This is a genomic window from Billgrantia antri (genome assembly GCF_017868935.1).
Classification (GTDB): domain Bacteria; phylum Pseudomonadota; class Gammaproteobacteria; order Pseudomonadales; family Halomonadaceae; genus Halomonas; species Halomonas antri.
On the sequence record NZ_CP053383.1, the window covers coordinates 84,605 to 97,262 of the forward strand.

A 12,658-nucleotide genomic window follows, 5' to 3' on the forward strand; every position below is an offset into this window, starting at 1 on the left:
AGGCTGCCGACTTGCAAAGCCTAACGCAAACGATTAGCGGTTAGTTATACTCGTTTGCCCATTCTCGTCTCGACTGGAGCGCTGCCATGATCCTCTGCATCGACCAGGTCCTCTCCGCGGAGCTGGTGTCACGCATCAGGTCCACACTGGCCGAAACGGACTTTCGCGATGGCCGGGAGACTGCCGGATGGCATGCTCGCACGGTCAAGCGGAACGAGCAGGCCGACGGTCGTCGGCCCGACATTGCCGAGCTACGCCAGGAAGTCGCCAAGGCACTACAGTCTCACCCGCTGTTTCAGATGGCAGCGCGGCCACGTCGCATGAAACCGCTGATGTTCAGTCGCTATCAGGCGGGCATGGCCTACGGCAATCATGTCGACGACGCGATCATGACCACGCCACAGGGTGCCATGCGAACCGATCTGTCGTTCACGCTCTTCCTCAACGAGCCGGACAGTTACGAAGGGGGAGAGTTGCTGGTCGACTCGACGGCGGGCGAGCAGACCTACAAGCTGCCAGCCGGCGCCATGATCCTCTATCCCTCCTCGACGTTGCATCGGGTCGAGCCGGTCACTCGCGGCGAACGGCTCGCCGCCGTGGGCTGGGCCCAGAGCCAGGTACGCGATCCGCAGCAGCGCGAGATTCTTTTCGACCTCGATACCACCCGACGCCAGGAGTTTGAGGCCAACGGCAAGACCCGCACCTTCGACATGCTTTCGAAGAGCCTGGCCAACCTGATCCGCATGTGGGCGGAGGTATAGGGGGCAGGCTGGGCAGCGAGACGAAAACTGGGAGGGCAAACGCCGCGCCCGGGCGGGCGCGGCGAAGCGGGAGGGGGCTCAGTCCTCGAAGTTGGTCTCGGAGTAGAGCACCCGCACGCGCAGGGTGTGCTCGACCTGGCGCAGGGCCTCGAGGGCCTGGGGGCCGTAGGCCTTGTCCACGTCGATGACCACGTAGCCGACCTTCTCGTTGGTCTGCAGGTACTGCCCGGAGATGTTGATGTCGTTCTCGGACAAGACCCGGTTGATCTCGGAAAGTACGCCCGGCACGTTGTCGTGGATGTGCAGCACGCGGTGCTTGTCCGGGTGGGCGGGCAGCGCCACCTCGGGGAAGTTGACCGAGGTGACGGTGGTGCCGTTATCCGAGTAGGTGATCATCTTCTCGGAGACCTCGATGCCGATGTTCTCCTGGGCCTCGAGGGTGGAGCCGCCGATGTGCGGCGTGAGGATCACGTTGGGCAGACCGCGCAACGGGCTGACGAACTCCTCGTCGTTGCCCTTGGGCTCCACCGGGAAAACGTCGATGGCGGCGCCGTAGAGGCGACCGGCCTGAAGCGCCTCGGCGAGGTCCTCGATCACCACCACGCTGCCGCGGGAGGCGTTGATCAGGATACCGCTTGGCTTCATCAGCGCCAGCTGGTCCTTGGTGATCATCCACTTGGTGGAAGGCAGCTCGGGAACGTGCAGGCTGACCACGTCGGCACGGGCCAGCAGCTCTTCAAGGCTCGCCACCTGGTTGGCGTTGCCCATGCCGAGCTTGGTCACCACGTCGTAGAAGATGACGTTGAAGCCGAGCGACTCGGCGAGCACCGAGAGCTGGGCACCGATGTTGCCATAGCCGACGATGCCCAGCGTCTTGCCCCGCGCCTCGTGGGAGTTCTTGGCGCTCTTCAGCCAGCCGCCCTGGTGGGCGCGGGCGTTCTTCTCGGGAATGCCGCGCAGCAGCATGATCGCTTCGGCTAGCACCAGCTCGGCCACCGAGCGGGTGTTGGAGTAGGGCGCGTTGAAGACCGGGATGCCGCGCGCGAGCGCCGCGTTGAGATCGACCTGGTTGGTGCCGATGCAGAAGCAGCCCACGGCGTTGAGCTTCTCGGCGGCGGCGAACACCCGCTCGTTGAGCTGGGTGCGCGAACGGATGCCGAGGAAGTGCACGTCGCGGATCTTCTCGATCAGCGAGGCTTCGTCGAGCGAGGTGGGCAGATGCTCGATGTTGGTGTAACCGGCATTCAGGAAATTGTCCACCGCGCTCTGGTGGACGCCCTCGAGCAGCAGGATCTTGATCTTGCTCTTGTCCAGGGACGTTTTGGCCATGGTCGAATCAACCCCTTCTTGGTGCGCCGCGTGCGGGAAAACAGGGCGCTCATGTTACCACAGCCGCTACGTGCGAAGATGAAAATGCTGCGTCGCGAAGATGAGCGAACTGCACGTTGCACGGCGCAGGCAGACGACCCCTGGGGCAGTGAGTGTATACTGTGCCTCCTGTAATCAGCGGCGACGAGCTAGAGGTGTCATGGCCGAGCGTGACAAGCAAGCGACGAGCGGTACGGCGGGAAGCGAGGAAGCCGACGTCGATTTCGCGGCGACCGTGGAGAGACTGGAACAGCTGGTGGAGCGGCTGGAGTCCGGCGAGCTGTCGCTGGAGGGCTCGCTCGCCGCGTTCGAGCAGGGCGTACGCCTCACCCGCGATGCCCAGCGCCGGCTGGATGAGGCCGAGCTGCGCGTGCGCACGCTGATCGAGCGGCCCGACGGCAGCACCGACTTCGCTCCTTTCGATGCCCCGGCCGGGGAGGACGAGAGTGAAGACTGACTCGCTCACAGCGCTCCTGGCCGTCGACCGGGCGCGTGTCGACGCCTGCCTGGAGCAGTTGTTCGACACCCGACGGGCCGTGGCGCCGCGCCTCGAGGCGGCCATGCGACACGGCCTGCTGGTAGGCGGCAAGCGCCTACGGCCGGCAATGGTCTACCTGGCTGGACGCGCGTTGGGGGCAAGCGACGAGGCACTCGATGCGCCGGCGGCGGCCGTCGAACTGATCCATGCCTATTCGCTGGTTCACGACGACTTGCCGGCCATGGACGACGACGATCTGCGCCGCGGTCAGCCGACGGTGCATCGCGCCTTCGACGAGGCCACGGCGATACTCGCCGGCGACGGGCTGCAGACGCTGGCCTTCGAAGTTCTCGCTCGCGCCGCCCATCCGCGTCTGCCGGCGCTGATCTTCACCCTCGCCTCTGCCGCCGGCCGCGACGGCATGGTGGGTGGCCAGGCACTGGACCTGGCCGCCGTTGGCGGCCACCCTGACGTCGAGGCACTTGCCACCATGCACGCCCACAAGACCGGTGCCCTGATCCGGGCGGCGGTACGCATGGGGGCGCTGACGGCAGTAGAGGAGCAGGATCCTCGCGTTGCGGCGTTGGAGCGCTACGCCGCGGCGCTCGGCCTGGCCTTTCAGATACACGATGACGTTCTCGACGTCACCGGCGACACCCGGACCCTGGGCAAGGCCTCGGGCGCCGACGCCGCGCGCGACAAGCCGACCTATCCGGCACTGCTGGGCCTCGAGGGGGCCCAGCGCAAGGCCAGCGAGCTCACCGACCATGCCTTGCTGGCCCTGGCGCCGCTGGGAGAAGCGGGTGAACCGCTGGCCCAGCTGGCCCGATACATGATCGAGCGCGACCACTAGCCACACGGCATGACAGCCAGGACGACCGAACCGCACATGAAGCTCTACGATGTAATTCCAGTCGAGCGCCCGCTGACCCCGCTGCTCGATTCGCTGGACACGCCGGCGGCGCTGCGGGCAATGACGAACGCCCAACTGCTGCAGGTGGCCGACGAGCTGCGCGCCTACCTGCTCTACAGCGTGGGTCGCAGCGGAGGTCACTTCGGCGCCGGCCTGGGCGTGGTGGAACTCAGCGTGGCGTTGCACCACGCGCTGGAAACTCCCCACGACCGGCTGGTGTGGGACGTCGGCCATCAGGCCTACCCGCACAAGATTCTCACCGGCCGGCGTGAGGCGATGCCCAGCATCCGCCAGTACGGGGGCTTGGCGGCGTTTCCGCGCCGTGCCGAGTCGCCTTACGACACCTTCGGCGTGGGGCATTCCAGCACCTCGATCTCGGCGGCGCTGGGCATGGCCCTGGCGAGTGCCACTCGCGGCGACAGGCGCCGGGTGTGCGCGGTGATCGGCGACGGTGCCTTGACCGCCGGCATGGCCTTCGAGGCACTGGCCCATGCCGGCCATCTGGACGCCAACCTGCTGGTCGTGCTCAACGACAACGAGATGTCGATCTCCGAGAACGTCGGCGGTATTGCCAGCTATCTGGCGGGTATCCTGTCGAGCAAGCCCTATCTCACCTTCCGCGAGGAGGGCAAGCGGGTGCTCTCGCGCCTGCCGGGGGCGCTGGAGCTGGCGCGACGCACCGAGGAGCACATGAAGGGCATGGTCAGCCCAGCCACGCTGTTCGAGGAAATGGGCTTCAACTACATCGGCCCGCTCGACGGCCATGACCTGCCCACGCTGATCCAGACCCTGCGCAACATTCGCGATCTGGACGGCCCGCAGTTCCTCCACGTCAAGACGCGCAAGGGGCGTGGCTTTCTGCCCGCCGAAGCCGATCCCATCGGCTACCACGCCATTACCAAGCTGGAGAAGAACGCCAATGCGCCGACGAGTCAGCCCGTCGCGCCGGTCAAGAAGAAGTCACCCAAGTACTGCAACGTATTCGGTGAGTGGTTGTGCGACATGGCCGCCGTCGACGAGCGGCTGATTGGCATCACCCCGGCGATGCGCGAAGGCTCCGACCTGATCCGCTTCTCCAAGGAGTACCCCGAACGTTACTACGATGTGGCCATCGCCGAGCAGCATGCGGTGACGCTGGCGGCCGGTATGGCCTGCGAGGCGATGAAGCCGGTGGTGGCGATCTACTCCACCTTCCTTCAACGTGGCTACGACCAGCTGATCCACGACGTGGCGGTGCAGGAACTCGACGTCACCTTCGCCATCGATCGTGCCGGCCTGGTGGGCGAGGACGGCCCCACCCACCATGGCAGCATGGATCTCTCCTACCTGCGCTGCGTCCCCGGCATGGTGGTCCTGGCGCCGGCCGACGAGGCCGAGTGCCGTGCCATGCTCAGCGCCGCTTATCACTACCCCGGCCCCGCCGCGGTGCGTTACCCGCGTGGCAACGGTCCGGGCGCGGAGATACCCGCCCATCTCGAACCGCTGGAGATCGGCAAGGCGCAACTGCGACGCAGGAGCGGCGCCGAGCCTGGCAAACGAATCGCGCTGCTGGCCTTCGGCAGCCTCAACGGTCCGGCCACCGATGTCGCCGAAGCGCTCGACGCCACCCACCTCAACATGCGCTCGGTGAAGCCGCTCGACCGCGAGGCGATTCTTGCCGCCGCCGCCGACCACGACCTACTGGTGACTCTCGAGGAGAACGTGGTAAGCGGCGGTGCCGGCAGCGGTGTCAACGAGCTGCTCGCTGCCGCAGGCGTACAGGTCGACCTGCTCAACCTGGGCCTGCCCGATGCCTTCGTCGAGCACGGCAAGCCGGCCGAACTGCTGGCCGAATGCGGCCTTGACAGCGCCGGAATCGAGGCGGCGATTCGCGCCCGCCTCGGCTGAAGCTCGCCCTGACGCTGTCATCTCTAGCGGCCGGGCAATCGCCCGGCCGACTTTTCTCAGTCGCCACTACTGGCATTTTTCACCTCCTCTGCACCTTCGATATGGGTGTTGGTTGAGGTGATTGGCGCATCTTTTTGCCCTATATCTCTTATATTGTTGTAGCTAATTTCCTACACGCTTTGTAAGACATTAGCGATATTGCCTGTCGTCCTGAGCCTGCATTAAGAGTTCGATCCGCACCGCTTCGGCACTGGCAGCGGAATCGTGTAAGCCAATGCCGCATCGCGTTAAGCCTTTGTAACTGTCATGTGCGCCAAAGTGCCGTTTGGCACGCGTGTGCTGCCTGTTTACCCTCACGCCTCACGAGCAAGGGGATAACGCTTCTCACCTACCATCGATGACATCAGCCTGCAGGTCATGACACCGGGCCGATGCGGGTGGGGCGTGGGACGTTGCCGACCCAGCAGGGCGATTCCACCCAAACAGAGCGGCTCACCAGGGAGCTTCAACATGGCGAAGGAAGGAACCGTTGCGCCGAAAGAGCGCATCAACATCAAGTACGTGCCGGCCACCGGCGATCAGCAGGCGGAAACCGAGCTGCCGCTCAAGCTGCTGGTGGTGGGCGACTTCAAGGGCGGTGCCGAGGCCACGCCGATCGAGGCGCGGGAGAAGGTCTCGGTGGACAAGAACAACTTCCAGTCGGTGATGCGTGAAGCCGGCCTCGGGCTGACGGCGAGCGTGCCCAACCGCCTCGAGGAAGGCGAGGACGCCGGCGACCTGGCGGTAAATCTCGAATTCAAAGCCCTCGAGGACTTCACGCCTGACAGCGTGGCACGCCAGGTGCCGGAGCTGCGCAAGCTGGTCGAGTTGCGCGAGGCGCTGGTCGCCCTCAAGGGCCCGCTGGGTAACGTGCCGAATTTCCGTGATCGCCTGCAGAAGCTGATGGAGAGCGAGGAGGCGCGGGCACAGCTGCTCGCCGAGCTCGAGCTGCTGGACACCCAAGACGACTCGCGCGACTGACGCATCCATTTGACAACGCCACCGTGTGCGCTTGGCGCTAGCGCGGCGCACGCCAGTCAGGCAAAGGATTCGAGGCACGGATTATGAGCGAAATGGCACAAACGCAGGGGCAGGCCGCCGAGGCCCAGGCCGAAGGGTCGCTGCTCGACCAGGTGATGGCACAGACCCGCATGGCACCGAGCGAGGAAGGCTACGACATCGCCAAGCAGGGCGTGGCCGCCTTCATCGCCGAACTGCTGCAGAGCAAGGACGATACGCCGCAGGTCAACAAGGCGGTGGTCGACCGCATGATCGTCGAGCTCGACCGCAAGATCGGCAGCCAGGTCGACGAGATCCTGCATGACCGCGGCTTCCAGCAGATCGAGTCGGCCTGGCGCGGCCTCAAACTGCTGGTCGATCGCACCGACTTCCGTCAGAACATCAAGCTCGACCTGCTCCATGCCACCAAGGAGGAGCTGCTCGAGGACTTCGAGTTTGCCCCGGAGCTCAGCCAGAGCGGACTCTACCAGCACGTCTACGCGGCCGAGTACGGCCAGTTCGGCGGCGAGCCGGTGGGCGCCATCATCGGCAACTACGACTTCACGCCATCGACCCCCGACATCAAGCTGCTGCAGTTCACCGCTGCGGTGGGGGCCATGGCTCATGCGCCGTTCCTCTCCTCGGTGGCGCCGAGCTTCTTCGGTATCGACAGCTTCCAGGAGCTGCCCAACATCAAGGATTTCAAGGCTATCTTCGAGGGGCCCAAGTACGCCCGCTGGCGCAGCCTGCGCGAATCCGAGGATGCCCGCTACCTGGGCCTGACGGCGCCGCGCTTCCTGTTGCGCATGCCCTACGACCCGGTAGAGAACCCGGTCAAGACCTTCCACTACCGCGAAACGGTCAACGAGGATCACGAGCACTACCTGTGGGGCAACACCGCCTACCTGCTCGCCGAGCGGCTCACCGACAGCTTCGCCAAGTACCGCTGGTGTCCCAACATCATCGGGCCGCAGAGCGGCGGCGCGGTAGAGAACCTGCCGGTGCACACCTACGAGGCGCTGGGCCAGCTGCAGGCCAAGATCCCCACCGAGGTGCTGGTCACCGACCGCCGTGAGTTCGAGATGTCCGAAGAGGGCTTCATCTCGTTGACCATGCGCAAGGGCAGCGACAACGCCGCCTTCTTCTCCGCCAACTCGGTGCAGAAGCCCAAGGTCTTCCCCAATACGCCAGAGGGCAAGGCCGCCGAGACCAACTACAAGCTCGGCACCCAGCTGCCCTACATGTTCATCGTCAACCGCCTGGCCCACTACATCAAGGTGCTGCAGCGCGAGCAGATCGGCTCCTGGAAGGAGCGTCAGGACCTCGAGCGCGAGCTCAACGTGTGGATTCGCCAGTATGTCGCCGATCAGGAGAACCCGCCGGCCGAGGTGCGCAGCCGTCGTCCACTGCGGGCCGCCTCGATCCAGGTCTCCGACGTCGAGGGCGATCCGGGCTGGTACCAGGTGTCGCTGGCCGTGCGTCCGCACTTCAAGTACATGGGCGCCAACTTCGAGCTGTCGCTGGTGGGACGCCTGGACAAGGAGTAAGGGGAGGACGCGGCCATGACGCTTCACCGTGGTGGCGTGCTCGGCAGCCGACTGTTCGAGCGCCTGGCGGCCCCCGAGCGATCGGAGGAGATCGCCGCCGAGGCCAGCCTTGCCGAGATCGTCGACTCCATCAAGCGCCACCTGGTCGACCTGCTCAACAGCCACCCGGGGCACAGCGAGTGCGCCCCGGAGCTGGGCCTGCTCGACTTCAACGATGCGACCATCGGCGTGCTCGATCTGGAACGCAACATCCAGCGCGCCATTCGCCAGTGCATCGAGCGCTTCGAGCCGCGCGTGCGAGGGGTCGAGGTGGAGTCGCTGCCGCGTGGCAGCGATCCGCTGCAGCTGCGCTTCCAGGTGCATGCCACGGTGGAGCTGGGCCATGACCATGGCCAGGCCACCATCGATCTGCTGCTCAACGACAAGCGCTATCAATGCCTGAACTGAGTGCCTGAAACCGGGCGCCGAACACTGATAGAGCCAAACCAGCATCTAGTACAAGCATCAGGGACGAGGCGCGCATGCTCAATCGATACTACCGGGACGAGCTCGACTATCTGAAGCTGCAGGGACGGGAGTTCGCCGAGGCCAACCCCGGTCTCAGCCGCTTCCTCTCCGAGCGCAGCACCGACCCGGACGTCGAGCGCCTGCTGGAAGGTTTCGCCTTCCTCACCGGGCGTATGCGCGAGAAGGTCGAGGACGAATTCCCCGAGCTGACCCACTCGTTGATCGCCATGCTGTGGCCCAACTATCTGCGTCCGGTGCCGAGCATGACGATCATGCAGTTCACGCCCAAGCAGGGCGCGCTGAGCGGTCGCCAGGACGTGGCCGCCGGCAGCATGATGGCGGCACGGCCGATCGAGGGCACCGCCTGTCGCTTCCGCACCTGCCACGACGTGGCGCTCTACCCGCTGCTGCATGGCGGCGTCGAGGCGCGCCACTCGCGGGAATCCTCGATCGTCGAGCTTGCCCTCGACGTGGATGGCGATCAGCCGCTCGATGCGCTGGGCATCGACCACCTGCGCCTGCACCTGGGCGGCGGTGGGTATACCGCACGCAGCCTCTACCTGTGGCTCGGCCACTACCTGTCGCGCCTGGAGCTGGAGGTGGATGGTACGGTCATGCCGCTGCCGCGGGACATGCTGGTACCGGTGGGCTTCGAGCCCGGTCATGCGCTGCTGCCCTATCCGCGCAACGTGCACCAGGGCTATCGCATCCTGCAGGAGTACCTGTGCTTTCCCGAGGCCTTCCACTTCGTCGATCTGGTCGGGCTGGGTCGTTTGCTGCCGCCACGGCAGGCCTCGCGCATCGTGCTGCGCTTCGTCTTCTCGCGCACGCTGCCGGCCGACGCCAAGGTGCGCGACGAGCACCTGGCGCTCTATTGCGCACCGGCGATCAACCTGTTCAGTCACGACGCCGACCCCATCGACCTCAACGGCGAGCGTAGCGAATACCGCATTCGTCCCAGCAGCCGTGCGCCGGCGCACTACGAGGTATTCAGCGTCGATGCGGTGCAGGGTTGGCTGGAGAGCGACAGCGGCAAGATGCGTGGCGAGCCGCGCCAGTACGTGCCGTTCGAGAGCTTTCAGCACCAGATCGAGCGCGACCGCGGGCGCGAGGCGCGCTACTACCGGGTGCGGGTACGCGACAGCCTCCGCGGTGACGGTTTCGACCACGACATCGCCTTCGTGCGCGGTGACGAACAGGCCTGCCTGGGCATGCGCGAGACCATCTCGCTGCGCCTGACCTGCAGCAACCGCACCCTGCCCGAGCGTTTGGCGGTCGGCGATATCTGTGCCTCCACCGACACCAGCCCGGTGTTCGCCGATTACCGCAACATCACCCGGCCCACGTCGGCCCTGCGCCCGACCCTGGACGGCAGCCTGCTGTGGACGCTGATCTCCAATCTCTCGCTCAACTACCTGTCGCTGCTCGAGCGTGATGCGCTGTGCTCGGTACTGCGTGCCTACGATTTCCGCGCGCTGGTCGACCGTCAGGCCGAGCGCGTGTCACAGAAGCGCCTGGCCGGGGTGGTGGGCATCGAGACCCGCTCCATCGACCGGCTCAAGCGTGGGCTGCCGGTACGCGGGCTGCGCTCGGTCATGACCCTGGATCAGGAGGCCTTCGGTGACGAAGGCAGCCTGTACCTGTTCGGCAGCGTGCTGGCGCGGTTCTTCTCGCTCTACGCCAGCATCAATTCGTTTCACGAGCTGCACGTCGTCAATCGCCACAACCAGGAACGCTACGCATGGACCTTGCAGCCGGGCCAACAGCCCCTGATCTAGCCCCGGCGGCCCTGATCGAGGGGGCCCGGCGCTATGACTTCTTCCAGCTCGTCGAACTGCTGCATCGGCATCACGACGACGATCTCGAGCGTGCCGCCAGTGGGCATCCGGGGCGCGAGCGGGTGCGCTTCAGCGCTTCGGCATCGCTCGGTTTCCCAGGTAGCGACGTGGTGGCACTCGAGCCCCGCCCCAGCGGCGAATATGCGCTGGAAGTCAGCTTCTTCGGCCTGCAGGGGGCCCAGTCGCCGCTGCCCGGCTACTACCTGGAGACGCTGGCCCATGAGGCGGCCCACCATGAAGGGGTCGCCCGCGACTTCCTCGATTTCTTCAATCACCGCCTGCTGACCCTGGTCCATCGCAGCTGGCGCAAGTATCGCCACTACGTGCGCTACCAGGACGGCGCCAGCGACGGCTTCTCCGCCGCGGTATTCGCCCTGGTGGGGCTGGCCGACGAGGAGCTGCGCGGCGAGACGCCGATCAATTGGGGCAAGATGCTCGCCTATGCCGGCCTGCTGGCGGGACGGTCGCGCTCGCCGGAGGTAGTCGAGAGCGTGGTCGGCCACTGCTTCGATCTCGATGACGTAGGCGTCGAGCAGTGGGTGCACCGCTGGGTCGAGATCCCCGAGGACCAGCGCAGCCGCACCGGTCGCAGCGCCATGACCCTGGGCCAGGATCTGGTGGCCGGCGAGCGGGTCGCCGATGTGGGCGGCAAGTTCGCGCTGTGCCTCAAAGGGCTCAGCCTTTCCCGCTTCCGTGACTTCCTGCCCGACGGCCGCGAGCACGCGCCGCTCAAGACGTTGGTCAGCTTCGTGCTGCGCGAGCCGCTGGCCTACGACCTGGAGCTGGAGCTGCTGGAAAGTGCGGTACAGCCGATGCGGCTCGGCGATCACGGTTGCTGTCAGCTCGGCTGGACCACTTTCGTCAACCCCGAATCCGGTGCCGCCTCACGGCGGCGCCGGGTGCGCATCCAGATGACAGGGTAAACGCAATGTCCTACCTCACCCGGCCCCGAGTCACCGCCAGCGCCGTTACCTTGGTAGTGCTCAACAGTGAACGCCTGGAAGGGCGCTCCACCAGCAGCCACGTCTTTCCGGCCAGCGGCGGCACCCTGGGGAGCGCCGGCAGCGACGACTGGCTGCTGCAGGATCATGCCGGGCTCATCCGCCCCGCACATGCCGAGATCCGCCTGCTCGATGGGCAGTTCTGCCTGATCGATCGCAGCGGCCAGACCCTCATCAATCACGCCACGCTGCCGCTCGGCCGCGACCGGCGGGTCGCCCTGCGCGACGGTGACGAGCTGGGCATCGGCGAGTATCGCGTGCGCGTGCATCTCGGCGACCGTCAGGCCGGGCTGCCCGGCGCCCAGCCGCTTACCGCCTTGATCGACGAAGAGCAGGAGGCGCTGGCAGGCCAGGGAGTGGTGCCCTATCGCGCCATGCCGGCAGCGACGCCACCGCCGCGCCGTGACGACCCGCTCGAGGCGCTGGGGGAGGCCACGCCGGGTGCCAGCCAGCGCGATCCACTCACGGCGCTGGCTCACGAGGGTGAGACGGCACGCGACGAGGGAACGCTGCTCGAGGCTCTGGAGGAGACGGGCTGGAGCGAAGCCATATCACATCAACCGCAGGGACGTCGCGAGGCGGCGCCGACGACGAATCGACGAGACGAGGACGAGACACAGATGAACCGGGAAATGGACGAAGGGTTGTTGAACGATCTGGAGCGCTCGGTCGGTGAGCAGCTCGAGGAGCGCTGGCAGGATGCCGTGCCCGCCAGCACGGGGCCTGCCGGCACCGATCCACTGCTGCGCGCCCTGGGCGCCGAGCTACGCTTCGCCGACAGCGAGCAACAGCTCAACTTCGTCGCCGAAGCCGGCCAGACCCTGCGCGCCGTCATCGAAGGCCTGCAGGCGCTGCACCGCGCCCAGGACGACAGCCGCTACCCGCTGCGTGACCGCCGCCTGCAGCCGATCGAGGACAACCCGCTGCGCCTGGGCCAACCCTACCGCGAAACGGTGGAAACCATGTTCTCCGCGCGCCGCAGCCCGGTACACCTCTCGGCGCCGGCCGCCGTAGCCGAATGCCTGGCCCACCAGGGCCAGCATCAGGCGGCGGTGGAGGAGGCCATCGGCGAGGCGCTGCAGGCGATTCTCGACGCCTTTGCTCCCGATGCGCTGCTCAAGCGCTTCCATGCCTACCGCGGCGCGGGCAACCGACTGGAGGACGAAGACAGCTGGGCCTGGGAGATGTATCGCCACTACTACCAGGAGCTCAATTCCGGTCGTCAGCAAGGTTTCGCCAAGCTGTTTTGGGAGGTATTCGAACAAGCCTACGACCAGTCGGTACGTCGTCAGCAGCGCGAAGCCAAGTGAGCACGATAAT

At 66.1% G+C, this 12,658-nt stretch carries 11 protein-coding genes; 10 read left to right on the forward strand and 1 reads right to left on the reverse strand.

Annotated elements, in window-relative coordinates; all coding sequences use genetic code 11:
- The first annotated feature begins 86 nt into the window (after positions 1-86).
- Positions 87-761 (forward strand): Fe2+-dependent dioxygenase, encoded by a 675-nt coding sequence (locus HNO53_RS00415; RefSeq protein ID WP_209475248.1) that lies wholly within the window; start codon positions 87-89, stop codon positions 759-761.
- 78 nt (positions 762-839) lie between these two features.
- On the opposite strand, the gene serA is transcribed toward HNO53_RS00415, so the two are convergent.
- Positions 840-2,090, reverse strand: a complete 1,251-nt coding sequence (serA, locus tag HNO53_RS00420) for a phosphoglycerate dehydrogenase (protein ID WP_209475250.1) — start codon at positions 2,088-2,090, stop codon at positions 840-842.
- A 199-nt stretch (positions 2,091-2,289) separates the two neighbouring features.
- Here serA and HNO53_RS00425 point away from each other — a divergent pair, with 199 nt between their 5' ends.
- The 9 genes from HNO53_RS00425 to tagH all read left to right on the forward strand — a co-directional run bounded on the left by HNO53_RS00425 (position 2,290) and on the right by tagH (position 12,648).
- Entirely contained in the window at positions 2,290-2,586 is a 297-nt protein-coding gene (locus HNO53_RS00425) for an exodeoxyribonuclease VII small subunit (RefSeq protein ID WP_209475252.1), read from the forward strand.
- Positions 2,552-3,460: a farnesyl diphosphate synthase gene (locus HNO53_RS00430; protein ID WP_209475254.1), complete on the forward strand. Its 909-nt coding sequence runs from the start codon at positions 2,552-2,554 to the stop codon at positions 3,458-3,460. The genes HNO53_RS00425 and HNO53_RS00430 overlap by 35 nt, the downstream gene beginning before the upstream one ends.
- 36 nt (positions 3,461-3,496) lie before the next feature.
- Complete coding sequence (dxs, locus tag HNO53_RS00435) at positions 3,497-5,407, forward strand: 1-deoxy-D-xylulose-5-phosphate synthase (RefSeq protein WP_209475256.1); 1,911 nt, start codon at positions 3,497-3,499, stop codon at positions 5,405-5,407.
- A 510-nt stretch (positions 5,408-5,917) separates the two neighbouring features.
- Complete coding sequence (gene tssB, locus HNO53_RS00440; RefSeq protein ID WP_209475257.1) at positions 5,918-6,427, forward strand: type VI secretion system contractile sheath small subunit; 510 nt, start codon at positions 5,918-5,920, stop codon at positions 6,425-6,427.
- Between the two features lie 83 nt (positions 6,428-6,510).
- Positions 6,511-7,992, forward strand: a complete 1,482-nt coding sequence (tssC, locus tag HNO53_RS00445; protein WP_209475259.1) for a type VI secretion system contractile sheath large subunit — start codon at positions 6,511-6,513, stop codon at positions 7,990-7,992.
- Between the two features lie 15 nt (positions 7,993-8,007).
- The gene (tssE, locus tag HNO53_RS00450) at positions 8,008-8,439 is read left to right on the forward strand and encodes a type VI secretion system baseplate subunit TssE (protein ID WP_209475262.1); all 432 of its coding nucleotides are present in this window, start codon (positions 8,008-8,010) and stop codon (positions 8,437-8,439) included.
- A 74-nt stretch (positions 8,440-8,513) separates the two neighbouring features.
- Positions 8,514-10,277 (forward strand): type VI secretion system baseplate subunit TssF, encoded by a 1,764-nt coding sequence (gene tssF / locus HNO53_RS00455; RefSeq protein WP_209475264.1) that lies wholly within the window; start codon positions 8,514-8,516, stop codon positions 10,275-10,277.
- On the forward strand, positions 10,241-11,260 hold the full coding sequence (gene tssG, locus HNO53_RS00460; protein ID WP_209475265.1) for a type VI secretion system baseplate subunit TssG: 1,020 nt from the start codon (positions 10,241-10,243) through the stop codon (positions 11,258-11,260). The genes tssF and tssG overlap by 37 nt, the downstream gene beginning before the upstream one ends.
- A 5-nt stretch (positions 11,261-11,265) precedes the next feature.
- The gene (tagH, locus tag HNO53_RS00465) at positions 11,266-12,648 is read left to right on the forward strand and encodes a type VI secretion system-associated FHA domain protein TagH (protein ID WP_209475267.1); all 1,383 of its coding nucleotides are present in this window, start codon (positions 11,266-11,268) and stop codon (positions 12,646-12,648) included.
- Positions 12,649-12,658: the final 10 nt, after the last annotated feature.